21 protein-coding genes, 2 tRNA genes and 1 pseudogene are annotated in these 24,715 nt (G+C 61.6%); 13 read left to right on the forward strand and 11 right to left on the reverse strand.

The window, feature by feature from the left end; translation table 11 throughout:
- Positions 1-143: 143 nt before the first annotated feature.
- The 4 genes from ACW5W7_RS07300 to ACW5W7_RS07315 all read left to right on the forward strand — a co-directional run bounded on the left by ACW5W7_RS07300 (position 144) and on the right by ACW5W7_RS07315 (position 5,850).
- Entirely contained in the window at positions 144-572 is a 429-nt protein-coding gene (locus ACW5W7_RS07300; protein WP_349921508.1) for a GNAT family N-acetyltransferase, read from the forward strand.
- Between the two features lie 118 nt (positions 573-690).
- Positions 691-1,917, forward strand: coding sequence for an exonuclease SbcCD subunit D C-terminal domain-containing protein (locus tag ACW5W7_RS07305; protein WP_456501275.1), 1,227 nt, complete (start codon positions 691-693; stop codon positions 1,915-1,917).
- Positions 1,914-2,087: an exonuclease SbcC gene (locus ACW5W7_RS07310; protein WP_456501276.1), complete on the forward strand. Its 174-nt coding sequence runs from the start codon at positions 1,914-1,916 to the stop codon at positions 2,085-2,087. Before ACW5W7_RS07305 ends, ACW5W7_RS07310 begins: the two co-directional genes overlap by 4 nt.
- A 4-nt stretch (positions 2,088-2,091) precedes the next feature.
- Positions 2,092-5,850, forward strand: coding sequence for an AAA family ATPase (locus ACW5W7_RS07315; protein WP_456501277.1), 3,759 nt, complete (start codon positions 2,092-2,094; stop codon positions 5,848-5,850).
- Positions 5,851-6,066: 216 nt separating this feature from the next.
- Here the strand turns inward: ACW5W7_RS07315 and crr are convergent, their stop codons facing one another.
- The 4 genes from crr to cysK form a co-directional block, all read right to left on the reverse strand.
- Positions 6,067-6,576: a PTS glucose transporter subunit IIA gene (gene crr / locus ACW5W7_RS07320; RefSeq protein WP_042061931.1), complete on the reverse strand. Its 510-nt coding sequence runs from the start codon at positions 6,574-6,576 to the stop codon at positions 6,067-6,069.
- Positions 6,577-6,618: 42 nt separating this feature from the next.
- Positions 6,619-8,346: a phosphoenolpyruvate-protein phosphotransferase PtsI gene (gene ptsI / locus ACW5W7_RS07325; protein ID WP_349921512.1), complete on the reverse strand. Its 1,728-nt coding sequence runs from the start codon at positions 8,344-8,346 to the stop codon at positions 6,619-6,621.
- Positions 8,347-8,390: 44 nt separating this feature from the next.
- Positions 8,391-8,648 carry an HPr family phosphocarrier protein gene (locus tag ACW5W7_RS07330; RefSeq protein WP_005303128.1) on the reverse strand — a complete coding sequence of 86 codons (258 nt, stop codon included), beginning with the start codon at positions 8,646-8,648 and terminating at the stop codon, positions 8,391-8,393.
- 441 nt (positions 8,649-9,089) lie between these two features.
- Positions 9,090-10,058, reverse strand: a complete 969-nt coding sequence (gene cysK / locus ACW5W7_RS07335) for a cysteine synthase A (RefSeq protein WP_456501278.1) — start codon at positions 10,056-10,058, stop codon at positions 9,090-9,092.
- Positions 10,059-10,221: 163 nt separating this feature from the next.
- On the opposite strand from cysK, the gene ACW5W7_RS07340 reads away from it, so the two are divergent.
- Genes ACW5W7_RS07340 through ACW5W7_RS07355 form a run of 4 tightly spaced genes read left to right on the forward strand, consistent with a single transcriptional unit; the run spans position 10,222 to position 14,901 of the window.
- The gene (locus ACW5W7_RS07340) at positions 10,222-11,064 is read left to right on the forward strand and encodes an AAA family ATPase (protein ID WP_456501279.1); all 843 of its coding nucleotides are present in this window, start codon (positions 10,222-10,224) and stop codon (positions 11,062-11,064) included.
- On the forward strand, positions 11,065-12,231 hold the full coding sequence (locus tag ACW5W7_RS07345; RefSeq protein WP_456501280.1) for a vWA domain-containing protein: 1,167 nt from the start codon (positions 11,065-11,067) through the stop codon (positions 12,229-12,231).
- A 53-nt stretch (positions 12,232-12,284) separates the two neighbouring features.
- Entirely contained in the window at positions 12,285-13,406 is a 1,122-nt protein-coding gene (locus ACW5W7_RS07350) for a beta-ketoacyl-ACP synthase III (RefSeq protein ID WP_456501281.1), read from the forward strand.
- Between the two features lie 13 nt (positions 13,407-13,419).
- Entirely contained in the window at positions 13,420-14,901 is a 1,482-nt protein-coding gene (locus ACW5W7_RS07355; RefSeq protein ID WP_456501282.1) for an HD domain-containing phosphohydrolase, read from the forward strand.
- 85 nt (positions 14,902-14,986) lie between these two features.
- On the opposite strand, the gene tsaA is transcribed toward ACW5W7_RS07355, so the two are convergent.
- On the reverse strand, positions 14,987-15,691 hold the full coding sequence (tsaA, locus tag ACW5W7_RS07360) for a tRNA (N6-threonylcarbamoyladenosine(37)-N6)-methyltransferase TrmO (protein ID WP_456501283.1): 705 nt from the start codon (positions 15,689-15,691) through the stop codon (positions 14,987-14,989).
- A 223-nt stretch (positions 15,692-15,914) separates the two neighbouring features.
- Here tsaA and ACW5W7_RS07365 point away from each other — a divergent pair, with 223 nt between their 5' ends.
- Positions 15,915-16,910 carry an NAD-dependent epimerase/dehydratase family protein gene (locus tag ACW5W7_RS07365; RefSeq protein ID WP_456501284.1) on the forward strand — a complete coding sequence of 332 codons (996 nt, stop codon included), beginning with the start codon at positions 15,915-15,917 and terminating at the stop codon, positions 16,908-16,910.
- Positions 16,911-17,018: 108 nt separating this feature from the next.
- Here ACW5W7_RS07365 and ACW5W7_RS07370 read toward each other — a convergent pair.
- The 4 genes and pseudogenes from ACW5W7_RS07370 to cydD form a co-directional block, all read right to left on the reverse strand.
- Positions 17,019-17,402 (reverse strand): annotated as a pseudogene (locus ACW5W7_RS07370) (DUF488 domain-containing protein); the annotation flags it as partial.
- Between the two features lie 7 nt (positions 17,403-17,409).
- Positions 17,410-17,784 carry an Rcs stress response system protein RcsF gene (gene rcsF / locus ACW5W7_RS07375; protein ID WP_349921522.1) on the reverse strand — a complete coding sequence of 125 codons (375 nt, stop codon included), beginning with the start codon at positions 17,782-17,784 and terminating at the stop codon, positions 17,410-17,412.
- Between the two features lie 199 nt (positions 17,785-17,983).
- Positions 17,984-19,744 (reverse strand): heme ABC transporter ATP-binding protein/permease CydC, encoded by a 1,761-nt coding sequence (gene cydC, locus ACW5W7_RS07380; protein ID WP_456501285.1) that lies wholly within the window; start codon positions 19,742-19,744, stop codon positions 17,984-17,986.
- Positions 19,737-21,518 (reverse strand): heme ABC transporter permease/ATP-binding protein CydD, encoded by a 1,782-nt coding sequence (gene cydD, locus ACW5W7_RS07385; RefSeq protein ID WP_456501286.1) that lies wholly within the window; start codon positions 21,516-21,518, stop codon positions 19,737-19,739. The genes cydC and cydD overlap by 8 nt, the downstream gene beginning before the upstream one ends.
- 201 nt (positions 21,519-21,719) lie before the next feature.
- Between cydD and ACW5W7_RS07390 the strand changes: the two genes are divergently transcribed.
- Positions 21,720-21,793, forward strand: a tRNA-Gly gene (locus ACW5W7_RS07390).
- A gap of 103 nt (positions 21,794-21,896) precedes the next feature.
- A tRNA-Gly gene (locus tag ACW5W7_RS07395) sits at positions 21,897-21,971 on the forward strand.
- A gap of 170 nt (positions 21,972-22,141) precedes the next feature.
- Here ACW5W7_RS07395 and arcA read toward each other — a convergent pair.
- Positions 22,142-22,861 (reverse strand): two-component system response regulator ArcA, encoded by a 720-nt coding sequence (gene arcA / locus ACW5W7_RS07400; protein ID WP_349921525.1) that lies wholly within the window; start codon positions 22,859-22,861, stop codon positions 22,142-22,144.
- Between the two features lie 377 nt (positions 22,862-23,238).
- Between arcA and ACW5W7_RS07405 the strand changes: the two genes are divergently transcribed.
- Together ACW5W7_RS07405 and ACW5W7_RS07410 are read left to right on the forward strand one after the other, a co-directional pair.
- Positions 23,239-23,655 (forward strand): DUF3293 domain-containing protein, encoded by a 417-nt coding sequence (locus ACW5W7_RS07405; RefSeq protein ID WP_456501287.1) that lies wholly within the window; start codon positions 23,239-23,241, stop codon positions 23,653-23,655.
- Positions 23,656-23,712: 57 nt separating this feature from the next.
- A complete protein-coding gene (locus ACW5W7_RS07410; RefSeq protein ID WP_456501309.1) occupies positions 23,713-24,192 on the forward strand; it encodes a putative 4-hydroxy-4-methyl-2-oxoglutarate aldolase in 480 nt (159 codons plus the stop codon).
- Between the two features lie 4 nt (positions 24,193-24,196).
- Here ACW5W7_RS07410 and ACW5W7_RS07415 read toward each other — a convergent pair whose 3' ends face one another.
- Positions 24,197-24,673 (reverse strand): hypothetical protein, encoded by a 477-nt coding sequence (locus ACW5W7_RS07415; RefSeq protein WP_349921528.1) that lies wholly within the window; start codon positions 24,671-24,673, stop codon positions 24,197-24,199.
- Between the last annotated feature and the right edge of the window lie 42 nt (positions 24,674-24,715).

A 24,715-nucleotide genomic window follows, 5' to 3' on the forward strand; every position in this document is an offset into this window, starting at 1 on the left:
TACTAGAGAGGCGCTTTGTGATCAGCCAATCATTCTCGCTAAATAAAGGATGATCATGCTCACAGGGCACCATATTGCTCCCCAAAATCAGCAGGAAACTCCCCTAGACTGCATGTGTTCAGCTTGTTAACAAGGATAAAAAAATGTTGAGACTGAGTCGGCCGGAAGACATGGAAGAGATCGTCGAAATCTGGCTGCTGGCCTCCCTGCAGGCCCATGATTTCGTCGATGCTTCCTGCTGGTGGCAGGCTCAGGAGGACTTGCGCACCCGCTACCTCGATCATGCCCGTATCTGGGTGTTTGAAGAGCGGGGGGATCTGCTCGGTTTCACGGCATTGGTGGAGGATTTCCTGGCCGCTCTCTTCGTGCGCCCCGACCGTCAGGGGCGAGGGGTGGGCCATGCCTTGCTGCAGGAGGTGAGGGCTCAGGGGCGGGAGCTGCATACCCGGGTGTTCGTGGAAAACGAGCCTGCGGTGCGCTTCTATCGCCGCCATGGCTTCGTCATCGGTGATGAGGTGTCCGATCCCCTGACGGGCCATCTGCAGTACAAGATGTCTTGTCCGGCCCTCTGACACCGAGGCTAGTGCCCTGATTTAGCGGGTTGTCTTGCTTGAAAAAAGGGAGCGCTGTCCGCATCCTGTCTGCACAGGGTAGCGCGACTACCTCCCTCTTTATCCGAGCCGCTTTCTCATGAAGATCCTGCACACAGCCGATTGGCACCTTGGCCATCAACTCCATGGCCATGAGCGCCGTTTCGAACACGATGCCTTCCTCGACTGGCTGGCCGATACCATCAAGACGCGGCAGATAGACGCCCTGCTGGTGGCCGGTGATCTGTTCGACACCGCCAACCCTCCCGCCAGCGCCTGGCAACAGCTCTATCGCTTCCTGGCACGGCTGCGCGCCGAGCTGCCTCATCTCAACATGGTGCTCATCGGTGGCAATCACGACTCTCCCTCCAAGCTGGATGCCCCCCACGAACTGCTGCGTGCCTTCGATCTGCACCTGGTGGGCAGCATCAGCCGGGACGCCGAGGGGCGGCTCGAAACCGAACGTCTGCTGGTGCCGCTGCAAGACAAGACGGGCAAGGTCGCCGCCTGGTGCGCAGCCGTGCCGTTCCTGCGCAGCAGCGATCTGCGGGTCGAATGTCTGGAAGAGGGGCAGGACAGGTTGATAGAAGGGGTTCGCCAGGTTTATGCCGCCGTGCTGGATGCCGGCCGGGCGCGCTGTGAGCCCGGTCAGGGGCTCATCGCCATGGGCCACGCCTATCTGGCGGCGGGCCAGCTCTCCGAGCTCTCCGAGCGGCGGGTACTCGGCGGCAACCAGCACGCCCTGCCCGCCGACATCTTCGCCCTGGCCGATTACACGGCTCTGGGGCATCTGCATCTGGCCCAGAGCCCGGCGCCCGGGGTGCACTACAGCGGCTCGCCGCTGCCACTGTCTCTCGCCGAGGCAAATTACAACCACCAGGTGCTGGAGGTGACGCTGGAGGAGGGCAAGCTGGCCGGGCTGGAGCGGATCCCCGTGCCCCGCGCGGTGGAGATGATCCGGCTGCCGGAGAGCGCCCTCGATGAGGCGCTCGACGCCATCGCCGCGCTCGAGGTGCCCCCATTGCCCACAGAGGCCCAACCCTTCCTCGAGGTGCGACTGCTGCTGCCCAAACCCGAGGCCCGGATCCGCGAGCGCGTATTGGCGGCCATGGCGGGCAAGCCGGTGCGTCTGGCCCGTATCAGCACCCGCTATCAGGGTTCCGGCCAGGGGCTTGCCGACGGGGTGAGTCGACGCAGGCTGGACGAGATCTCCCCCACCGAGGTGTTCAGGCTCTGTTATCAGCGTCAGTTCGAGGGGGAACCCTCTCCCGAACTGGTGTCCTCGTTTGAAGAGATCCTGGTGCAGGTGAAGGAGGAGCAGGCATGAAGATCCTCTCCCTCTCCGGCGAGAACCTCGCCAGCCTGACCGGCCAGTTCACCATCGACTTCAGCCGGGGGGCCCTCGGCGCCGCCGGCCTGTTTGCCATCACCGGCAACACGCGGGCCGATGGGGGCAAGAGCATGCGCGACATCGGCTTGCCATGGATGGAGGCGTGAACGCATGAAGATCCTTTCCCTTTCTGGCGAGAACCTCGCCAGTCTGACCGGCCAGTTCGCCATCGATTTCAACCGGGGGGCCCTCGGCGCCGCCGGCCTGTTTGCCATCACCGGCAACACGGGCGCGGGCAAGAGCACCCTGCTCGATGCCATCTGCCTTGCCCTCTATGACGAGATGCCGCGTTTTATCGCCAATCGCAAGAATGTTGAAAAAATTGGCCGAGCAGATGAGGACGAAAAAGAAAAACTAACAGCCAATGATGTTAAAAACATCCTCAGTCGCGGTCATGCCAGCGGTTTTGCCGAGGTGCAGTTTCGCGGCTGTGACGGCCGCCGCTACCTGGCTCGCTGGGCAGTGCGCCGTGCCCGCAACCGTGCTGAGGGGCGTTTCCAGGCTCAGGAGCGCAGCCTGACCGATGTCGAGAGCGGCCAGGTCTTCTCCGGCAGCAAGCGGGAGCTGCAAGATCGCATCGACGAGCTGGTGGGCCTCTCCTGGGAGCAGTTCCGCCGGGCGGTGATCCTGCCCCAGGGGGAGTTTGCCGCCTTCCTCAAATCGAGCGCAGACGAGCGCTCAGCGCTCTTGGAGCGCATGACCGGCACCGAGCTCTACTCCGCCATTTCCATCCAGACCCATGAGCGGGCCCGGGCCGAGCAGCAGGCATTGGCCACACTGGCACAACGCCTCGGCGATGTGCCCCTGATGGACGAGACGACCCGCGAGGAGTGGGTCGCTCGCCAGCAGAGCCTTGCCACCGAACTCAAGCACGAGCGCCAGCAGCAGCAGTTGCTGCAGGATTTTCGCGATCTGGGCGAGCGCATCGCGGCGTTGAGTCAGGCCTGCCAGGCCGGCCAGACTGAACTGGCCGCCGCCGAGCTGGCTCACCGTGAGGCGGCCCCCTTGCGAGAAGAGTTCACCCGCGCCGAGCAGGCCCAGGTGGCCCGTGCCGACCATGACGAGTTGGCGCGTCTTGAACGTGAGTTGCAGCAGCAAGCACTGCTCATTGGCCAGTTGGGGCCTGAGTTGATCCAGGTTGAACAGGCGCAGCAGCAGGCCGTGCTGCATGAGCAACAACTGTTGGCACAAAAGAGTGCGACCGAGCGCGAATGGGGGGCCATGCAGCCCGAACTCAAACGAGCTCAGGATCTCGACACCCGGATCAGGGAAAAAGCCGACCTGCTGCAGGAGATCAAGCAGCAGGGCACCCAGGCCCGGGCCCTGCAAGTTGCGTTGCAGCAGGAGTGCCAGCAGCAGCGCGAGCAGGTGCAGGCACTGGAAGAGAGCCGCCAGCGCTGGGCCAACTGGCTCGATGAGCGCAAGACGCTGATCCCGCTGGCGCCCCAGTGGCAACCCCTGCTGGCCGCCATGCAGGACTGGGCAGAGGGCAGGGGACAATTGCAGCGTCTGCGTCAGCTCCATGAGCAGCGGGATCTGGCCCTGCGAGAGTTGAAGGCCGATCTGGAGCAGGGGCAGCAGGAGCGGGACTATTGGCAGCAGGAGCAGATCCGGCTGCAACAGCAGCACGATCAACGGCTGGCCGAGGAGTGGGATGGCAGAGTCGCCAGCGTGCAGGAGCAGCGCCAGGCCGATACCCAGCAACTGGCGCGGGTGCATCAATTGCTGGAGCTGGCCCGAAGCGGGCGCAGCCACAGCGAGCAGCTGGAGCGTCTCTGCCAGGAGTTGAGTCAGCTTGAACAGCAGCTCGCCCGTCTCGCAACCCTGCATGACGAGCGGGAACCCGTGCTGACTCGCCTCGCCATCCAGCGCGACGAGGCACGCCTGGCGCTGGAGCAGGCCCGGGCCGTGGCCAGTTTCGAGCAGCATCGCCATGAGCTGCAAGATGAGATGCCCTGTCCGCTCTGCGGCTCAACCGACCATCCCTATCGCCAGAGCCAGCCCCAGGTCGCGGGCATTCTGGCCCAGCAGGGGGAACGTGCCCGTCAACTGGCGCTGGAGTGGGAGCAGCTCAATCACTTGCATATCCAGGGGCAGAGTGAGCAGGCCGAGCTGACCCGTCAGCTGGCGGCCCGCCAGCAACAACGGCCTGAACTGATGGCAAGATCCGAACAACTTGCCCAGCGCTGGGCCGAGCTCGGGGGGCAGCGCCTGTCGGGGCTGTCGTTGCCGCCTAACCCGAGCCCGGCTGAATGGGCCGAACTGCAGGCCCGGCTGCTGACAGAGGGAGAGTCGCTGGAGCAGCGCCTGGCGGCGTATGAGCAGCAGTTGCAGCAGGCCCGGCAGGGACAACAGGCGCTGGCGGGATTGCGGGAGCAGCTCGCCCAGCTCGGTACCCGCCTGCAGGCCTTTGAGCTGCGCTGGCACGAACAGGCGCGGCAGAAGGCCGAGTGGGAGGCCGAACTGAAGGGGCTGGAGGAGCAGGAGGCGAGCCTGCGCCAACGACTGACCCAGGGAGAGGCCAGGCTGGATCGGCAGATGGGAGCAGAGCCCTGGCGTCCCTGGGCCGAAGGGGAACGCTGGCAGGTGTGGCAAGAGAGCTGTGAGGCCTGTCTGCAGGGGCAGAGGGAGTGGGAGCGGCTCGGCGCCGAGGTGGCGAATCTGACGCCCATGCTGAGTGCACAGGAGGCGCGGACGGCGAGCCAAAACGAACTGCTGCACAAGCTGGAACGGGATTACAAGGAAGGGGAACTGCAGCGGCAAGGATTGCTCGCCACTCGAGACGCCTGCCTCGCCGGGCGCCCCATAGCCGAGGTGGAGGAGGAGTGGCAGCAGCGGCTGCATGGGCTGAACCATCAGCTGGAGGCGGCGACCCAGGCTCTGCATGCCCTGCGGGAAAAACACACCGAACTCAAGACTCGCCTGGCCCATCTGGAGCAGGACAAGCAGATAAGCAGCCGTCGTCAGCGGGAGGTGCTGGGTCATTGGGCCGCCCATGCCAGCAACCTCGGCATTGCCGAGTACGAACTGCGCCGTCTGCTGGCTCTCTCCGCCGAGGATCTCAAGGGGCGACGTGCGGCCCTGCAGCAACTGGACGAGGCCCTGGCCGAGGCGCGCACCCGACTCGGTGAACGCCAGCGAGCGCAGGCGCAGGAGGAGGCCAAGCTCGAGCGTTATCGCGAGCATCACGGCGAGCTCTGCGCCCTCTCCGTCGAGGCGCTCGGCCAATCCCTGATCATCAGCGAAGCCCGTTGCCGCGAGCTGGAGGAGCAGCTGTTCCAGTGCAAGAGCACCCTGGCCCAGGCCGAGGCGGCACAGGCGCAGGCGGGCAGCCTGCAAGCGGCGCTGGCGCGCCAGCAAGGGGTGGCGGATCACTGGCAGCAGCTCAGCGATCTCATCGGCTCCGCCAGCGGCGCCAAGTTGCGCACCTTCGCCCAGAGCCTGACCCTTGAGCGTTTGTTGCTGGAGGCCAATGCCCAGCTCGCCGAGCTCTCTCCCCGCTATCGACTGGAGCGGGTACCCGGCACGGATCTGGCGTTGCAGGTGGTGGATCTCGACATGGGGGATGAGGTGCGCTCGGTGGACTCCCTCTCCGGTGGCGAGAGCTTCCTGGTGTCGCTGGCGCTGGCGCTGGCCCTCTCCAGCCTCTCGTCGCGCCAGACCCAGGTCGAATCACTGTTTATCGACGAAGGGTTCGGCACCCTGGATCCGGACAGCCTGGATCTCGCGCTCTCCAGCCTCGACTCCTTGCAGGCGGCGGGGCGCCAAATCGGCGTCATCTCCCATGTACAGACCCTGGTGGAGCGCATCGGTGTGCAGGTGAGGGTCGAGGCCCTGGGCGGCGGTGAGAGCCGGATATGCCTGCCCTGACTCGGCGGTGACGGCCATCACAACCCTGCCGGATGAAGAGCTGGCAGGGTTTTTTATTGGGTATTTTTGTTTTGTGGTGTGTTTATGTGGTTAGTTGCCAGATGAGTGGATATCTATGCTGGCATGGTTGATGGCCTCTGACACGGGACCATAAAAAAACCGAAGCCCAGGGCTTCGGTTTTTTGTTGCAGCCAGTGGCGCGAGGCCAGGATCGCATTACTTCTTGATGCGGATCACCGGGGTCTCACCGACGGTCACGGCGCCAGTCATCTTGATCAGCTCTTTGATCTCATCCATGTTGGAGATGACCACAGGCGTCAGGGTAGACTTGGCTTTGGCTTCCAGTACGGCCAGATCGAATTCGATGATGGTGTCACCGCGCTTGACCTGCTGACCTTCCTGGGCGATACGGGTGAAGCCTTCGCCTTTCAGCTCAACGGTGTCGATACCGAAGTGAACGAACAGCTCGATACCAGAGTCGGATTCCAGAGAGAACGCGTGGTTGGTCTCGAAGATCTTGCCGATGGTGCCGTCGCACGGCGCGACCATCTTGTTGCCAGCTGGCTTGATGGCGATGCCGTCACCGACGATCTTCTCGGCGAAGACCACATCGGGCACATCTTCGATCGGTACGATTTCACCTGACAGGGGGGCAAAGATCTCGATGCCACCGGTGTCAGAGCTGTCATCGGAAACCAGTTTCTTCAGTTTATCAAACAGACCCATAGTAAAAGCTCCTAGAGATGATTGTCGCTGTTTGCTGCGATCTTAGCAGACTGCCTTCTGCTTAATAAAGTTATCTACACAGGCTTCGATTTCGGCGGCGGTCGCATAGCTCAGGGCCTGGTCTGCCATTGCCTTCACATCTTCGAAGTTGGTGTTACGGATAAGCTTCTTGATACGCGGTACAGAGATGGCGCTCATGGAGAACTCATCCAGACCCATACCCAGCAGCAGCAAGGTGGCGCGTTCGTCACCGGCCAGTTCGCCGCACATACCTGTCCACTTGCCATTGTCATGGGAAGCGTCGATGACCATCTTGATCAGGGTCAGGACGGAAGGTGACAGCGGGTTGTACATGGCGGAAATCATCTCGTTACCACGGTCGACGGCCAGGGTGTACTGGGTCAGGTCGTTGGTACCGATACTGAAGAAATCCACTTCCTTGGCCAGATGATGTGCCATCACGGCTGCAGCCGGGGTCTCGATCATGATACCCACTTCGATGGATTCATCAAAGGCTTTGCCTTCGGCGCGCAGTTCGGCTTTGAGCGTCTCCACGGTGGCCTTCAGGCTGCGGAACTCTTCGACGGAGATGATCATCGGGAACATGATGCGCAGCTTGCCGAAGGCAGAGGCACGCAGGATGGCCCGTAGCTGGGCGTTCATTATGTCGGCGCGATCGAAGAAGATCCGCACGGCACGCCAGCCCAGGAAAGGGTTCATCTCTTTCGGGAAATTCATGTAGGGCAGTTCTTTGTCGCCGCCGATGTCCATGGTACGGACGATGATCGGCTGATCCGGCATGGCCTCTGCCACTTCTTTGTAGGCCTTGAACTGCTCGTCTTCGGTCGGCAGCGCATCACGGTCCATGAACAGGAACTCGGTGCGGTACAGACCCACGCCTTCGGCGCCGTTGCGGATGGCACCCTCGGTATCCTTGACGGTACCGATGTTGGCGCACACCTCGACCTGGTGACCGTCCAGAGTGATGGCGGGCAAGTCTTTCAGCTTGGCCAGCTCATCTTTCTCAGCCTGGAACTGGGCCTGCAGCTCTTTGAACTTGGCCAGTTGTTCGGCGGTCGGGTTGAGGACGATCTGGTTGTTGATCGCATCCAGTACCAGCACGTCACCATTCTTGACGCGCTCGGTGATATCGTTTGTCCCCACGATGGCCGGCAGCTCCAGGGAGCGGGCCATGATGGAGGTGTGAGAGGTACGGCCACCGATGTCGGTAACGAAACCCAGCACGTATTTCAGGTTGATCTGAGCGGTTTCGGACGGGGTCAGGTCTTTGGCGACCAGGATGACCTCTTCGTCGATGGTGCTCAGGTTGACAACGGCGATGCCGAGCACGTTCTTCACCAGACGGGTACCGATGTCACGGAAGTCGGTGGCGCGCTCACGCAGATAGGGGTCATCCAGCTCGGCCATCATCTTGGCGTACTGCTCGATCACCTCGTAGATGGCTTTGTCGGCGGATGCCTTGTTATCTTTGATGAAGGATCTGATATCCCCTTCGAGCTCCTCGTCTTCGAGCAGCATGATGTGGCCTTCGAAGATGGCCTCTTTTTCTTCACCGAAGGTGCGACCGGCCATCACCTTGATGGCTTCCAGCTGTGCGGCTGACTTGGTGCGGGCTTCGAGGAAGCGGTTGATTTCGGCGTCAATCTGGTCAACAGAAATCTTGCCCTGATTGATAACGATTTCATCTTCTTTCAGAAGAAGCGCCTTGCCGAATGCGATACCGGGGGACGCAAGAATGCCAGATATCATAATCCTTCCTATTAAAACGACTGTGGGGGAGGAATAAAGCTGGATTACTCCAGCTCGTCCATCAGGGCAACCAGCTTCTCAACGGCTTTCTGTGCGTCCGGGCCGTCGGCCTGGATGGTCACGTTGGTGCCTTTGGTCAGGCCCAGGGTCTGCAGCTTGAACAGGCTCTTGGCGCTGGCGGATTTGCCACCGGAGACCACAGTGATCTCGCTTTGGAATTCTTTGGCTTCTTTCACGAACTGAGCTGCGGGACGGGTGTGCAGGCCGTTTTCAGCAGTAATAACAACAGACTTCTCGTACATGGTTTCACCCCATATTATTGATATTGTGTGGAGAGGTGGTTGCTTTTGAGGCTTCCAGTCTCACCGTGTCAGTATGGATATGTTGTAAAGTAACGAAATAAGACCTGCAATGGTTTAATCCAGGTCAATTTTCTGTGCAGTATTCAGCGCCCCGGCTAACTCTTTTTCGTTATCGCTCTACAGGCCGCATCAGTACTGGCTTGAGATTATTTTATAACGAAAAATAACACTTTGTTACCTTGTGATACCTAGCCGGGAATCACCTCGTGACGGGGCACAGGATATGAGATTTATCACAGAATGTCTGCTTTTTTTGTCATCCCGGAATTTGTTATTTTACCCCAAAAAATAAGGGTCGTCTGACACTGTCGGCTACAGAGTTTAGCTCATAAAGAAAACGGCGCTCCGAAGAGCGCCGTTGTTTTGATGTAAGGGGATCAATTATTGCTGCAGTTCCTGCTCGCTGAACACCCCGGCGAACAGGGCGCTGGAGAGGTAGCGCTCGGCGGCGCTCGGCAGGATGACGACGATGGTCTTGCCCTCGAATTCCGGCAGTTCGGCCAGACGGGCGGCGGCCACGACGGCGGCGCCAGAGCTGATCCCTGCCAGAATGCCTTCTTCTTCCATCAGGCGACGGGCCATCTCGATGGACTCCTCGCTGCTCACCTGCTCGACGCGGTCCAGCAGGGTCAAGTCCAGGTTGCCCGGGATGAAGCCGGCGCCAATACCCTGGATCTTGTGAGGACCGGGTTTGATCTCCTGACCGGCCAGTTTCTGACTGATGACGGGGGATTCTGACGGCTCGACGGCGACGGAGACGATGGCCTTGCCCTTGGTCTGCTTGATATAGCGGGAGACACCGGTGATGGTGCCGCCGGTGCCGACGCCCGCCACGAACACATCGACGTCACCGTCGGTGGTTTCCCAGATCTCGGGGCCTGTGGTCTTTTCGTGGATTTCCGGGTTGGCGGGGTTCTCGAACTGTTGCAGCAGCACATACTTGCCCGGCTCGGATTCCAGGATCTCGTTGGCCTTGGCGATGGCACCCTTCATGCCGAGTGGGCCTTCGGTCAGCACCAGATTGGCCCCTAAGGCCTTGAGCAGCTTGCGGCGCTCCAGGCTCATGGTGGCGGGCATGGTCAGGGTGATGGGATAGCCACGGGCGGCGGCCACGAAAGCCAGAGCAATGCCGGTGTTACCGCTGGTGGGCTCGATGATCTCCTTGCCCTTGGTCAGCACGCCGCGCTTTTCGGCATCCCAGATGAGGTTGGCACCGATCCGGCATTTGACGCTGAAGCTCGGGTTGCGGCTCTCGATCTTGGCCAGTACGCGGCCCTTGGTAACACGGTTGAGACGAACCAGCGGGGTGTTGCCTATGGTCTGGCTGTTGTCCTCAAAAATTTTGCTCATGGTGCTATCCCTGTGTTTGTTAAGGCGATGAAACAAGATTACCCTGTGATTTCTGAATGAGAAGTGACGAATCGTTATAACAATATGTTATTACAACATATAGAACTTATTCTTTATTACCGAGGTCCAGCCCGGGCCTTGTGCTACCAAGGAAATGGACACCATGGGATTTGCAGGAAGCGATCGCTATCTCGCCTCTAAAGAGCTGAGCATGGCCGTCAACGCGGCCGTGGTGCTGGAGAAACCGCTGCTGATCAAGGGAGAGCCCGGTACAGGCAAGACGGTGCTGGCGGAGGCGGTAGCCGAGTCACTTGGCGCCGAGCTCATCGCCTGGCACATCAAGTCCACCACCAAGGCCCAGCAGGGGCTCTATGAATACGACGCCGTGGCGCGGTTGCGGGACTCCCAGCTCGGAGATCCCCGGGTGGGGGATATCAATCACTACATCCGCCGTGGCAAGCTGTGGCAGGCCTTCGCTGCCGAACAGCGGCCCGTGCTGCTCATCGACGAGATAGACAAGGCGGATATCGAGTTTCCCAACGATCTGCTGCTGGAGCTGGATCGCATGGAGTTCGACGTCTACGAGACCGGCGAGCGCGTGAAAGCGCGCCAGCGCCCCGTGGTCATCATCACCTCCAACAACGAGAAAGAGCTGCCGGATGCCTTCCTGCGCCGCTGCTTCTTCCATTACATCCGCTTCCCCGACAAGGCCGAGATGCAGGCCATCGTCCAGTTGCACTATCCCGGATTGAAAGCGGCGCTGCTGGACGAAGCAATGTCTCTCTTCTTCGAGCTGCGGGCGGTGGAGGGGCTGCGCAAGAAACCCTCCACCTCGGAACTCCTTGACTGGATCCGGCTGCTGCTGGCCGATGGCATCCCCCCGGAGGCGATGCGGACCCGGGAGCCGGGCAAGCTGGTGCCGGCCCTCTACGGTGCCCTGCTCAAGACGGAGCAGGACTTGCATCTGTTCGAGAAGCTGGCCTTCCTGGCGCGGCGTGGCGGTTGAATGCTGGTTGATTTCTTCCTTCATCTGCGCCGTCACAAGCTGCCCTGCAGCCTGCGTGAATTGCTGGACTTGCACGGGGCGCTGGCAGCGCGGCTCGCCAGCCTCGACATGGATGAGTTTTACCTGCTCGCCCGCTGCCTGCTGGTGAAGGACGAGGCCCACTACGATCGCTTCGATCGCGCCTTTGCCGAGTATTATGACGGGCTGCAGGCCAGCCCCTTGTTGCCGGAGTCTCTGCCGGACGACTGGCTGCGCCAGGAGCTCACACGGCTGTTGAGCCCGGAGGAAAAAGCCCTGCTGCAATCCTTGGGGGGGCTGGACAAGTTGCTGGAGACCCTCAATCAGCGGCTGGCGGAGCAGAAAGAGCGTCACGCCGGTGGCAACAAGTGGGTGGGTACTGGCGGCAGCAGCCCCTTCGGTCACGGCGGTTTCCACCCCGAAGGGATCCGCATGGGGGGCGAGGGGCAACATGGCCGTGCCGCCAAGGTGTGGGAGGCGCGCCACTTTCGCAACTTCAGCGACGATGACTCCCCCCTGGGTCAGCGCGCCATCCAGTTGGCCCTGCGAAGGCTCAGACGCTGGGTGCGCAAGGGCAATGCAGACGAGCTGGATCTCGATGACACCATTCGCAGCACGGCCCGTCAGGGCTGGCTCGATGTGAAACTCAGACCCGAGCGCCACAACGGCATCAAACTGCTGGTGTTCTTCGATGTGGGGGGCTCCATGGACAGCCACGTGGCCGAGGTACAACGGCTGTTCTCGGCCCTGCGCCACGAGTTCAAGCACCTGGAGTTCTTCTATTTTCACAACTGCCTCTATGACTTCGTCTGGCAGGACAACCGTCGCCGTTTCGAGGAGCGCTTCGATACCTGGCGTCTGCTGCGCACCTATGGCAGCGACTATCGGGTGATCTTGGTGGGGGATGCCAAGATGGGCCCCTATGAGATCACCTGGCCCGGTGGTGCGGTCGAATACTGGAACGAAGAGGCGGGTCAGGTATGGCTCACCCGGCTGCAGCACCAATACCCCAGACTGGTGTGGATCAATCCCCTCCCGAGGCGGGAGTGGCTCTGGCATCCTTCCATCAAGCTGATGAATGACCTGATTGGCGGGCGTATGCACCCGCTGACACTGGCCGGTCTCGCCGAGGCGATCGACAGGCTATAAACCCTCATCCTACAAAACAGACAAGCCGGGATTGCACCCGGCCAGGAGCAAAGATGACTTCCATCGTGATCAGTGGCTCAGGCCTCTATACCCCTCCCTTTGCCGTCAGCAACGAAGAGTTGGTGGCCGCCTTCAATCAATATGTGGATCTCTACAACGAAGAAAACGCCTCCGCCATCGATGCGGGTCAGCTCGATGCCAAGCAACATTCAAGCTGCGAGTTCATCGAGAAGGCCTCCGGCATCAAGAGCCGCTATCTGGTGAGCAAGGAGGGGGTGCTGGATCCGGACATCATGCAGCCGCTGCTTCCGGAGCGCCCGGACGACAAGCCCTCCATCATGGTGGAGATGGCCGTGGCTGCCGCCGAGCAGGCGCTGATCGCCGCCGGTCGCGAGCCGGGGGAGATCGATCTCGTCATCGTCGCCGCCTCCAACATGCCGCGGCCCTATCCGGCGCTCTCCATCGAGCTGCAGCATTACCTCGGTGCGACCGGCATGGCGTTTGACATGAACGTGGCCTGCTCGTCGGCCACCTTCGGTATCAAGACGGCGGCGGATCTGCTGGCGGCGGGCTCGGCCCGGCTGGCGCTGGTAGTAAACCCGGAGATCTGCTCAGGTCACCTCAACTTTAGAGATAGAGACAGCCACTTCATCTTCGGCGATGCCTGCACCGCCGTGCTGCTGGAGCGGGCGGAAGATTGCAAGGTGGCCAATCCCTGGCAATTGGTGACTAGCAAGCTGGTGACCCAGTACTCCAACAATATCCGCAACAACTTCGGCTTCCTGAACCGCTTCAGCCCGCGCACCCGCTACGGGGATGACAAGCTGTTTCGCCAACAAGGGCGCAAGGTGTTCAAGGAGGTGCTGCCATTGGTGTGCGATCAGATTGCCGGCCAGCTGGCCGAGCAGGGTTGGCAGGCAGGGGAGCTGAACCGACTCTGGCTGCATCAGGCGAATCTCACCATGAACCAGTTCATCGGCCGCAAGCTGCTGGGGCACGATGCCAGTCAGCAAGAGGCACCAGTGATCCTCGACCGTTACGGCAACACCAGCTCGGCGGGCTCCATCATCGCCTTCCACCTGTTCAATCAGGACTTGCCAAGTGGCGCCCGGGGTGTGCTCTGCTCCTTCGGTGCCGGTTATTCGATAGGCAGCCTGCTGCTGGAGCGCGGGTGAGGAATTCTGTGATATGACGATACTTGCGGTCGATTTGGATAACGATCAGGAGAAGACCCTGGGGCGCAGCACCCTGCATCACGGGGTCGCCTTGCTGCTCTTTTGTCTGTATGGCTTTCAGGTTTGCCCGTTTCTGGACACCCTGACCCTGGCCCAGCTTTTTATCCCCACCCTGGTTGTGTTCGGGATCATGGCCGTCGCTCGCCACATATTGCTCAACCGTCTGACGTTGCCAGAGGTGGAGTTCAGCAGCTTCGGGCTGGAGCTTGGGATCTATCTGCTGGGGGCCGTGCTGCTCTGCATCTATAACGGATTGCTTTTTGGCAACTTTCCCCTGGAAAGCTACCTCAAGATCCTGCTCGGCATGTTCACCCTGGGCTTCCTGGTTGCCGCCGATCTCTCCCTCGAGCGGGATTGGGAGCTGGCCAGGCAGCGTGAGAAAGAGGGCATTTTTGCGTTGACCCAGTCGTCGACCATGGCGTTTTCCCGCAAGTTTTCCCTGTTTGCCTTGGCCACCCTCACGCTGCTGGGAGGGGTCATCTTTCTATTGATCAACAAGGATCTGGAGTGGTTTGTGACGGTTGGCAGCGACTTGCCCCGCGGTCTTGCCCAGCGCTACATATTGCAAGAGGTCGCCTTCATCATGGTGGTGACCTTCGGCTATCTCTGGCTCATCATCCGTGCGTTCAGCCGCAATCTTGCCTTCTCCCTGACCCATCAGATCCAGGCCATGGCGCAGGTTCAGCACGGCAATCTGGAGGTGCGGATACCCGTGACCCGGGACGATGAGTTTGGTCTGATCGCCGCGAGCACGAACGAGATGATCGAGGAGCTGAAGGCGCGCAACGACGAGATCAACCTGACCCGGGATGTGGCCATCCTCGGCCTGGCCACCCTGGCAGAGACACGGGACAACGAGACCGGCGCCCACATCATCCGCACCCAGTACTATGTCAGGGTGCTGGCGGAGCATCTGAGCCAGGCCGATCCCGCGCGCTACCCGCTGGACCAAGAGACCATAGAGCTGCTGTTCAAGTCGGCGCCGCTGCATGATGTGGGCAAGGTGGGCATTCCAGACGCCATCTTGCTCAAACCCGGCAAGCTGACCGATGAAGAGTTTGCCATCATGAAGCGCCATGCCTCGATCGGCGCCGAGGCGCTGGCCAATGCCGAATCGCAGCTCGGTTCCAACTCCTTCCTGCGACTGGCGCGGGAGATAGCGCTCACCCACCACGAAAAATGGGACGGCAGTGGCTATCCGAATGGGTTGAAGGGGGAGGCAATCCCCATTTCAGGCCGATTGATGGCACTGGCAGACGTCTATGACGCCCTCATCTCAAAGCGAGTCTACAAACCTGCGTTCAGCCATGAACAAGCCAGGGAGGTCATCCTCAAGGGACGGGGCAGCCATTTTGATCCCGCCGTGGTCGACGGGTTCCTGGCTTGTGAAGCCGCCTTCCAGCAGATTGCCGATCAGCACAGAGATCATGATTGACATGGCCTGGACCGTAGCAACACATGCCATGGTCAAGGCCCCACCATCGCCAGTCACTCAGCGCGGCGCTTGACCATGGCGGCCATCAGCAGGGGGTGATGGCCAGCACCAGGCACTCAGGCTCGGTTATCTGGAACCTGACGTTCAGGTCGAACAATCTCACTCCGTACTCTTTCTCATCCGGCTTGCCCTTCTTGTAGGCCGGACGCGGATCTTGGGCCAGCACCTCGCTCACCAGCTGGCGCAGCTCGGGATGGCGGGGGGCGAGTTGACCAAGCTGTTGCTCTGCCTCCTGGCTGAAACTTACCATCAGCGGCGGAGTGGGGGCGTCCGGCGCAAAACCGCCGCGGGCATCCGGCAGGCTGTCGGCGTAGGGAATGTAGGGCTTGATGTCGACGATGGGGGTGCCATCGAGCAGGTCGACTGCCCCGAGTTCGAGCCACAGCTTGCCGCGCTCACGGCCTACGCCGTGCAGCTCGACCACAGAGAGGCCGAGCGGGTTGGGGCGGAAGGTGGAGCGGGTGGCGAAGACCCCAACCCGTTCATTGCCACCGAGGCGCGGCGGGCGCACCGTCGGGTGCCAGCCCTGGGCCATGGTCTGGTGGAACACGAAGCTGAGCCAGAGGTGGGAAAACTGCTCGATGCCGCGCAGCACGTCCGGCTGATCGTAGGGAGGCAGCAGCTCGAGGCGGGCGCGGGCCGACTTGACCAGGCCGGGCTGGCGGGGAATGGCGAACTTCTCCTTGTAGGGAGAACGGATGATCCCCAGGGTGTCGATTTCGAACTTCATGGCACACTCGTGACTAAAAACCCCGGCAATTTAGCACAAGCAGCCCCAAAACGCAGGCTCACAGCCTCGTCCATCCCTTCGATACCATAGTGATCCCCGTCCCACCCCTGCCCGCTGGGGGCTGCCTCTTGGCGTCGACTTGCGTAGGGTAGGGACAGTAAAAACGATTGCCATCCGGCCGTGACGCTCAAGGTCGCCGGTATGGCTGACAGGGAGTCACAGGATGAAACTGCTTATCATCGGCGGCACGGGGTTTCTGGGTCGCCATCTCAGTGCGCTGGCGCTGGACTGGGGGCACGAGGTCACCTTGTTCAACCGCGGCCATCGTCAGCACCCGGACTGGCGGGATCTGGTGCAACTGCACGGAGACAGGGATGGTGATCTCGGGGCCCTGCACGGGGAGGGGCTGCACTGGGATCTGGTCATCGATACCTGCTGCTATCGACCCGAGCAGGCGGCCAGCCTCTCGGCGGCGTTGCTTGGGCGCTGCGAGCGCCTCATCTTCATCTCCACCATCAGCGTCTACCGGGACTTCGCCCGTCCCGGAATGGATGAGTCGGCCCCTTTGCACGAGATCCCCCAAGGGACGATGCCGGATGACTACGGTCCCCTCAAGGTATTGTGCGAGCAAGCGTATCAGGCCCGCTGGGGGGAGCGACTGTGCATCCTGCGCCCCGGGCTCCTGTGCGGCCCTCACGATCACACGGGTCGCCTTGCCTGGTGGGTGAGACGAGTGCAGCAGGGCGGCCCCTGGCTGCTGCCGGGGGAGGGGCAGGACAGGTTGCAATATCTGGACGTGCGGGACTGCGCCGAATTCGTGTTGCGGGCCGCCGAGCAGCGCCTGGGGGGCGTGTTCAACCTGCTCAAACCCGGCATATTGCTGGGGGACTGGGTGGAGCGTATTGCCGCCCGGTTGGCCCCGGCGTCACCTATCCAGCCCGAATGGGCCCCCTGGTCAGCGCTGCTGGCCGCCGGGGTGGAGCCCTGGCAGAGCTATCCCACCCTGCTGCCCAACGAGCTGGCCGAGTATGGGGGGTATGGCCGGATCAGCGCCGAGGCCGCCATCGTGCAGGGTCTCAACTTCCGCCCCCTGGAGGAGACGGTGGCGGATGTCGCCCTCTGGCTGGCGGAAGGGGGGCAAGGGGAGGCCGCAGGCATGACGACCGAAGAGGAGGCGACGCTGCGCCAACGGATGCTGGCCACACACGTCATGCCGTAGGCAAGTCATGCCTGTACCCTGAGCACGGCGCCATGTGTACTGGAAAACCGAATCAAAGAGAGGGCACCCCATGGGGCGCCCTCTCTTTTTGCACTGGACCTGCAGGATTCAGCGCAAGACAGCGCCGCAGCCGGCCAGCAACTCTTTCAGGATGCCGCGATGGCAGCGGGATTCATGTTCGCAGTAGCAGCCCACCGAGAGATCCGTGTGGCGGGAAAGTGCCGCCAGCAGGGCCAAATCGTGCTTTGCCGTCGGCGTGCTCATCTCGGCCTTGTACTGTTTGCAGAAGGCGGCCCACTGGGCCGGCGTCGCGGCACCCTGGCCGAGCTTCATGGTCTCGGGGCTGGGAGCCAGGTTGGGGAACCAGACGTCGTACCAATCCTGGCTCGCGAATTCAGCTTTGGGCACGCCCCGGGGCGGGCGACGCACCGTGCCGATGCGAAGCCCTTCACCGGGCAGGCGAGGGCTGCCGAGACGGACGACGGCGAGAGCCGCAGGCTTATTTCTCTTCGGCGACTTTCAGCGCCTGGCCATAGCAGATCACCTGTTTGAGGCAGCCCGGCACATCGCTGAACTCGGCGCACTTGTCAAAGCTCACGCCGTTGCCCCCCATGTCCGCCACCCGGCGGCGAGCCAGGGTACGGGCTTCACCGGCATTCGGCACCGCCTGGTTGGCATCGCTCTGGCAGGATTCCCCCTCGACGGTGCCGAGATAGAGGTAGTTGAGATCGGCCAGCTCGCCCTGTTCATAGATCCGCACGCTCCCGGGCTTGAAGTACTCGTCGAAGTTTTCCTTGTCCAGGTTGCTGTTGAAGGAGAAGTAGGAGCAACCGGAGGCGAAGAGGGGCAGCAGCAATAGAGTCAGGCGTTTCATGGCGATGTCTTGTTGAACAGTGAGGGGGTCATTATAGGGGCCAGTCGCAGCTGGCGACCAGCCCCATTTTTAACCGCCGGGACGGGGTGTGACCAAGAGCTGGCTTGGCGCGACATCGGGGTCGGCAGGTCGTCATGAGAATGGCGTCTTGCCAAAAGTAGAGAGGGGGCATGATGCCCCCCCTTTGCACTTAACGGATTCAGACCGGCGCGAGCCGCTGGTGCAGACTGCGGTAGTAGTCATCGCTCAGCAGCTCTGCGTGGGGGGCACACAGGCGAATGCGCCCCTCTTCCATCAGGGCGATCCTGTCCATCTGCTCCAGCCCCAGCAGGCGGTGGGAGATGAACAGCAGGGTGCGATCAGCGCCCAACCTGAACAGCAGGGCCATGATTTCCCGCTCGGTCTGGCTGTCGAGCCCCTCGGTGGGCTCGTCCAGCAGCCAGAGCGGGGCGTCGTGCAGCAGGGCGCGGGCGAGGCCGATACGACGACGCTCCCCGCCGGAGAGCGGTCGACCGCCATCCCCGAGCCAGGCATCCAGTCCCCCTTCCGCCAGCTCCTCCGGGTTGTCCAGGAGGCCAGCGAGGCCCACCTGCTCCAGCACGGCGACGAGCTGTTCGTCGCTGGCCGTCGGCGCCGCCAGCTTGAGGTTGCCGCGCAGGGTATCGGCAAAGAGGTGAACCCGCTGGCTCACCACCGAGAAGGAAGCCCGCAGCGCCTCTTCGCTGTAATGGGTCAGCGGTTTGCCATCCAGCAGGATTTCCCCGCTCGCCGGGGTCCACTCCCGGGTCAGCAGCCCCATCAGGGTGGATTTGCCACAGCCGGTCTGGCCAAGCAGCGCGAGTTTTTCCCCGGCCTTCAGTTGCAGGGAACAGCCGCGCAGCACGGGACTGGTGTCCGCACCAGCATGGGCACTGGGGTAGGCGAAGGTGAGGTCGTTTATCTGCAGGCTGCCCGCAGTGGCAGGCTGTTGCTCGCTACCCCATTCCGGGGCCTTGGCCTCCTGCAGGATCTCGTTGAGACGACGGGCCGAGGTGAGGCTGGTGGAGAGATGCTGGAAGGCTCCCGCCAGCGGCAGCAGGGCCTCGAAGCTCGCCAGGGTGGCGAACACCATGAGCGCCGTGATGGGGTCCGGGGTGGCACCGCCGACCCCGTGACCGGCAAGCCAGAGCATCAGGGTCAGGGTCCAGCCGCTCAGCAACTGGACGGAGGCATTGGCCAGCCCGCTCACGCTGGCCATGCGGGCCTGGGCGCGGATCAGGGCCTGCTCGGCCTGCTGCAATTCATCGAGGGCCTGGGGGGCGGCGGCAAACATCTGCAGCTCGGCCTGGCCGTCCAGGTAGTCCACCAGTCGGGTACGCAGGCGGGACTTCTCGGCGATCAGGGCCTGACCGGGTTTGCGGCCGAGGAAGTAGAACACCAGGGGCAGGGCCAGCATGCCGACCAGCAAGATGGCTCCCAGAGTCAGGGCCAGTTCGCTGTCGAAGAAGGAGAGGAAGAACACCAGGCCGGCGCAGCTCAGCAGGGCCGCCCCTATGGGGGTGATGAGGCGCAGGTAGACGTGATCCAGCGCATCGATGTCGGTCACCAGCCGGTTGAGCAGATCCGTCTGGCGGAAGCTGGCCAGGGTGCCGGTGGAGAGCGGCGAGAGTTTTTGCCAGAACCAGACGCGCAGCCGGGTCAGCACCCGGAAGGTGGCATCGTGGCTCACCACCCGCTCTCCCCAGCGGCTGGCGGTACGGATGATGGAGAAGAAGCGCACGCCCCCGGCCGGGGTCATGTAGTTGAAGGTGTCGCGGGTGGCGACGGCGAGCCCGGCCACGGCTGCGGCGGAGAGGAACCAGCCGGAGAGGGACAAGAGCCCCATGCCGGCCACCAGGGTGACCAGGGCCAGCAGCAGACCGGTGGAGAGACTCAGCCAGTGCTGGCGATAGAGGCGCAGGAAGGGCAACAGATCACGCATCGAGAGAGTCTCCATTGGCTTGGGACTGGTGTTGCGACAGCAGCTTCGCGAAGGGGCCTGCAGCCTGGCTCAACGAGGAGAAGCCGCCCTGCTCCACCAGTTGGCCGCGCTCCAGCACCAGGATGTTGTCCATCTGGCTGAGCTGATCGAGGCGGTGGGTGATCATCAGCAGGGTCTGACCCGTCGTCGCCTGCTCGAGGGTGCTCATGATGGCGCGCTCGGAGTGGCGATCCAGGCTGGCGGTGGGTTCATCCAGCACCATCATCTGGGTGGTCTTGAGCAGAGTGCGGGCGAGGGCGATGCGTTGGGCCTGACCCACCGAGAGTCCGCCAGCCTGATCCCCGACCCGATAGTCAAAGCCTTTCTCCTGTACGAACTCCCAAGCCTGCGCCCGTTTGAGCACGGCTTCGAGCTCGGCGTCACTGGCCGTGGGCTTTGCCAGCAGCAGGTTGTCGCGCAAGGATGCGTGGAACAGCTGGGGACTCTGGGAGAGCCAGCCGAGCTGCGATCGCCACTGGCCCATGTCGAACTCGGCGAGCTCCTGGCCGTTGACCCTGAGGGAACCGCGATAGGGGGTGAAGCCCAGCAGGGCATTGACCAGGGAGCTCTTGCCCGCCCCACTGATGCCGACCAGGGCCGTGCGTGAACCGGGTTCCAGCTGGAAGTCGATGGGGCCGACCAGCACCTTGCCCTCGGCGCTCAATACCTCGAGTGCGCTGGCCTCAACCAGGATGGGGCCCCGGGTATGGAAGGGGGCCGTGCCGGAGGCGGGTTCGCTGACGTCGGCCTCCAGGAATTCCAGCAACTGTTCGGCGGCGCCGATGGCCTGGGCCTTGGCGTGATAGTGGGCACCGAGCTCTCGTAGCGGTGCATAGAACTCGGGAGCGAGGAAGAGTACGAACAGGCCGGTGAACAGGGTGACCTTGATGCCGTAGCTGCCAAAGTTCAGGTGGTCGATGTAGGAGAAGCCGAAGTAGACCGCCACCAGGGCCACGGCGAGGGCGGCGAAGAACTCCAGCACGGCGGTGCTGAGGAAGGCCAGTCGCAGCACCTCCATGGTGCGCTCCCGAAAGTCTTCCGAGGCGTCGCGAATGGCTTCCCCCTCGGCCTGGGTGCGCATGAAGAGTTGCAGGGTGCGCAATCCCTTGAGCCGGTCGAGGAAGTGGCCGGAGAGGCGCGCCAGGGAGAGGAAGTTGCGGCGGTTCGCATCGGCGGCGCCGACCCCCACCAGGATCATGAACAGCGGGATCAGGGGAGCCGTGCCGAGCAAGATGATGCCGGCGGCCCAGTTGACCGGGAACACGGCCACCAGGATCACCAGGGGAATGAAGACGGCGACCGCCATCTGGGGCAGATAACGGGAGAAGAAATCCTGCATCTCTTCGATCTGTTCCAGCAACAGGCTGGCCCAGCTGCCTGCGGGGCGACGCTGGATATAGGCGGGGCCGAGGCGGGCGAGGCGGGTGAGTACCAGTTCGCGGATGGCCAGGCGCACCGCGCTGCCCGCCTTGAAACTGGCCACTTCACGGCCATAGGCCAGCAGCGCCTTGGCCGCGGTGACCAGCAACAGGCTGATGAAGAGGGGAATGGATTGCTCCGGGGTGCTGCCTGCGATGATGAAGCCATGGAGCAGGGTGGCCAGCAGCCAGGCCTGTGCCACCATCAGCATGCCCTGACCCAGGCCAAAGCCGATGGAGAGGCCGATCCAGCGTCGGCCATGGCTCGATTGCTTGCGCAACCAGCCATAGAGATGTTTCTGCGTACCTTTGTCCATTACCACCCTCCTCAAACGAGTGGCGCAAGACTATCGTCGCCCCCAAGGCTTGGCAACCTTGTCGATACGGGAGTCTGGAGTCGGTTGCCTGAAAAATAGACTTCATGCTCATTAGTTGGTCGAACAGCTTGATTTACGGCAAAAAATACCAGGGTGGTGATTGCGCTCGCCGGCAAAATGCATATAGTAGAGGCCACTGACGCGGGTGTAGTTCAATGGTAGAACGGTAGCTTCCCAAGCTGCATACGTGGGTTCGATTCCCATCACCCGCTCCAATTTCAAGACCTGATAAAGCGCCAGTCTCGTTCCTGCCTCTGCCTGGCACGCCATCCTGACGTTGACCCCATATCCGGTACTTACTGCTAGTTTTGATGCCTTGCGGGCATCGTATAATGGCTATTACCTCAGCCTTCCAAGCTGATGATGCGGGTTCGATTCCCGCTGCCCGCTCCAGCTTTCATGCAAAAAGCCCACTCCTGTGAGTGGGTTTTTTGTTTGCCGCATCCTTGTGGGAAAGCGGGATTGGCAGTGTCTTTCTCCTGTATCTCTTGGCCGTCAAATGCCAGAAACAGCAGAGGCGCCATCGGCGCCTCTTTTCAACCACACATATCATCCTGAACGGATTATTCCTGCTCCAGCTCACCACAGAAGCGGTAGCCTTCGCCATGGATGGTGGCGATGATCTCCGGGGTATCACCCACGCTTTCGAAATGCTTGCGAATACGGCGGATGGTGACATCCACGGTACGGTCGTGGGGCTTGAGCTCACGGCCGGTCATCTTCTTGAGCAGCTCGGCACGAGTCTGGATCTGGCCGGGATTCTCGCAGAAATGCAGCATGGCGCGGAATTCGGAGCGCGGCAGCTTGAACATGTCGCCCGCCGGGCTGACCAGGGCGCGGCTGTTGATGTCCAGGGCCCAGCCGTTGAACAGGTAACGTTCAACCAGCTTCTTCTCTTCACCACCGGCGGCCACGTTCATGGTGCGGCTCAGCAGGTTGCGGGCACGAATGGTCAGCTCACGGGGGTTGAAGGGCTTGGTGATGTAGTCATCGGCACCGATCTCCAGACCCAGGATCTTGTCCACTTCGTTGTCACGACCGGTCAGGAACATCAGGGCGATGTTGTCATCTTCACGCAGCTCGCGCGCCAGCAGCAAGCCATTCTTGCCCGGCAGGTTGATGTCCATGATCACCAGGTTGATGGTGTGGGCGGTCAGGGCCTGGTGCATCTCGTCGCCATTGTTGGCTTCGAGCACAATGTAACCCTCTGCCTCGAAAATGCTCTTCAGGGTATTGCGGGTAACCAGTTCGTCTTCGACGATCAGTATGTGTGGTGTTTGCATTGAGTATTCCCAGATTCTTATCAGTTAATTTTCGAAATTTTAACACTTTTTGGCGTTATCCGACCGGCCCTGAAAATTTATTACGTCATCCTGGGTATGAATATCGGGTCGAATCATCGCGAATTTGGTCACTGTGCCGGCAAACATCCATATGCCACAGACGGGGTCTCAACAAGCTTGATTGAGCGGTGCCCTGAAAGGTAGTCCATTGCAAAAGTTGCTGCATTTTATCAGTTAACAGGCGCATAACAACACTCTTTGCTGTCAGATAGCAACTTTTTAACTCTGGCTTGATATAAGTCAAACCCTGAGTTATCTGCATGATACTTGGGCTTGGCTCCATTTTCGCCCCTATGAAATGTAATGAGATGCAACATATGGTTGACATGACTTTGTGGGAAAACTACAGAAAAGTGTGCTTTATTGCCCCTTTTTCGCCGCCGGACTGGCCTGACTATGCCATCGTCACAGCCTGGAATCCGGGAAGTCAGCCCGTGGGAAGGCGTCGCAACACCCGCCGTCAGCATGCTCTTCTGCGTGTCATCCATCGCTCCGGCACCTTGTCTGCCATGGGGCCGGTATGGGGCAGTGCTCTTGATGAGAGCTGGCAGGAGGAGTCCTGGCTGCTGCGCGCTTCTCGCCTTGATGCCACCCGGTTGGCGGCCGCCTTTGGCCAACATGCCCTCTACCGGGTCGAGCGGGGAGAACTCTGGCTGGAGCCTGCGCTGCTGAATGTGCCTCCCTGCCATCTGGGGCCCCTGGCCGCTCACTGGATTGTCAGGGAGACGACATGATGGAAGAATGGCGACTCACCTGTGTATTTATCACTCACCCATGGAAGGATGACGATGATGCTGGATCTACTGCCCGATCTCTGTGATGAACACCTCGATAATGTACAAGTGGCCGAGCCGCTGTTTCGCGATTATGGCGGCAAGCCGTTGTTTCATGGGGAGGCGGTGACGCTTTCCTGTTTCGAGGACAACAGCCTGGTGCGGGAGCTGGTGAATCGCCCGGGCCATGGCAAGGTGATGGTCATCGACGGTGGCGGTTCCCTGCGCCGTGCCCTGCTCGGGGATCAACTGGCCATCAAGGCCGCGGAGCAAGGATGGGAAGGGATCCTCGTTTATGGCGCAGTGCGGGATGTGGGCACCCTGGCCACTCTGTCGCTCGGAGTGAAGGCGCTGGCGGCCTGCCCGGTCAAGACGGAAAAGCGCGGTCTGGGAGAGCTCGATGCCACCGTCTCCTTCGCAGGGGTGACCATAGCGCCGGGGAATTATGTCTATGCCGATCTCAACGGCGTGCTGGTGAGTGCCAGCCGGCTGATCTGAGAGGCTAGAAATGCAGCCCGAGCCCCAGCATGAGGAACTGTTCCGTGCTGAAGGCGCTGACACCGTAGTTGGCGGTGAGCGCGAGCTGAGGCGTCAGCAGCAGGCTGCTGTTGAGTTCAACCAGGGTGCTGGGCTTGCTCGTCTCCAGCTGCTTGACCTGGCTGCCGATGTTGAGGGACGGGGAGAGCTGATAGCGCACCCCGGAACTGATGTTGAAACCTGCCTGATCGCTGCGGGCACCGAGGGCGGGGCCTGCCTCCATGTAGAGGCTGATGTCCTCTTCAAGCGGATATTGATAGCCGGTATTGATGAGCCAGATGTCGAAGCTGTCGCTGGGGTGGGTCTGGGTACCGAGCAGTACGCCGGAATAGCTTTTGACGTAGAGCTGACTGTCGGTATCGTCCTGGAGAAAGCTCCAGTCGGCCGCCTGGGCCGAAAGCGCGAATGCAGATGCGAGTGCGATGGCGAGAGATTTGACCATTCGTTTCCCCTCCCTGGGTCCGAACAGGACTACAAGCATGGC

It is taken from the genome of Aeromonas intestinalis (genome assembly GCF_054052485.1).

Coding starts and splice junctions, on each gene's coding strand:
- ACW5W7_RS07330 (WP_005303128.1), bottom strand. CDS start 8,648: ATGTACGAGAAGTCTGTTGTTATTACTGCTGAAAACGGCCTGCACACC.
- cydD (WP_456501286.1), bottom strand. CDS start 21,518: ATGGACAAAGGTACGCAGAAACATCTCTATGGCTGGTTGCGCAAGCAA.
- cysK (WP_456501278.1), bottom strand. CDS start 10,058: ATGAGCAAAATTTTTGAGGACAACAGCCAGACCATAGGCAACACCCCG.
- ACW5W7_RS07410 (WP_456501309.1), top strand. CDS start 23,713: ATGCTGGATCTACTGCCCGATCTCTGTGATGAACACCTCGATAATGTA.
- ACW5W7_RS07355 (WP_456501282.1), top strand. CDS start 13,420: ATGACGATACTTGCGGTCGATTTGGATAACGATCAGGAGAAGACCCTG.
- ACW5W7_RS07350 (WP_456501281.1), top strand. CDS start 12,285: ATGACTTCCATCGTGATCAGTGGCTCAGGCCTCTATACCCCTCCCTTT.
- ACW5W7_RS07305 (WP_456501275.1), top strand. CDS start 691: ATGAAGATCCTGCACACAGCCGATTGGCACCTTGGCCATCAACTCCAT.
- ACW5W7_RS07405 (WP_456501287.1), top strand. CDS start 23,239: ATGGTTGACATGACTTTGTGGGAAAACTACAGAAAAGTGTGCTTTATT.
- cydC (WP_456501285.1), bottom strand. CDS start 19,744: ATGCGTGATCTGTTGCCCTTCCTGCGCCTCTATCGCCAGCACTGGCTG.
- rcsF (WP_349921522.1), bottom strand. CDS start 17,784: ATGAAACGCCTGACTCTATTGCTGCTGCCCCTCTTCGCCTCCGGTTGC.
- tsaA (WP_456501283.1), bottom strand. CDS start 15,691: ATGAAGTTCGAAATCGACACCCTGGGGATCATCCGTTCTCCCTACAAG.
- ACW5W7_RS07345 (WP_456501280.1), top strand. CDS start 11,065: ATGCTGGTTGATTTCTTCCTTCATCTGCGCCGTCACAAGCTGCCCTGC.
- ACW5W7_RS07310 (WP_456501276.1), top strand. CDS start 1,914: ATGAAGATCCTCTCCCTCTCCGGCGAGAACCTCGCCAGCCTGACCGGC.
- ACW5W7_RS07365 (WP_456501284.1), top strand. CDS start 15,915: ATGAAACTGCTTATCATCGGCGGCACGGGGTTTCTGGGTCGCCATCTC.
- ptsI (WP_349921512.1), bottom strand. CDS start 8,346: ATGATATCTGGCATTCTTGCGTCCCCCGGTATCGCATTCGGCAAGGCG.
- ACW5W7_RS07415 (WP_349921528.1), bottom strand. CDS start 24,673: ATGGTCAAATCTCTCGCCATCGCACTCGCATCTGCATTCGCGCTTTCG.
- arcA (WP_349921525.1), bottom strand. CDS start 22,861: ATGCAAACACCACACATACTGATCGTCGAAGACGAACTGGTTACCCGC.
- ACW5W7_RS07315 (WP_456501277.1), top strand. CDS start 2,092: ATGAAGATCCTTTCCCTTTCTGGCGAGAACCTCGCCAGTCTGACCGGC.
- crr (WP_042061931.1), bottom strand. CDS start 6,576: ATGGGTCTGTTTGATAAACTGAAGAAACTGGTTTCCGATGACAGCTCT.
- ACW5W7_RS07340 (WP_456501279.1), top strand. CDS start 10,222: ATGGGATTTGCAGGAAGCGATCGCTATCTCGCCTCTAAAGAGCTGAGC.
- ACW5W7_RS07300 (WP_349921508.1), top strand. CDS start 144: ATGTTGAGACTGAGTCGGCCGGAAGACATGGAAGAGATCGTCGAAATC.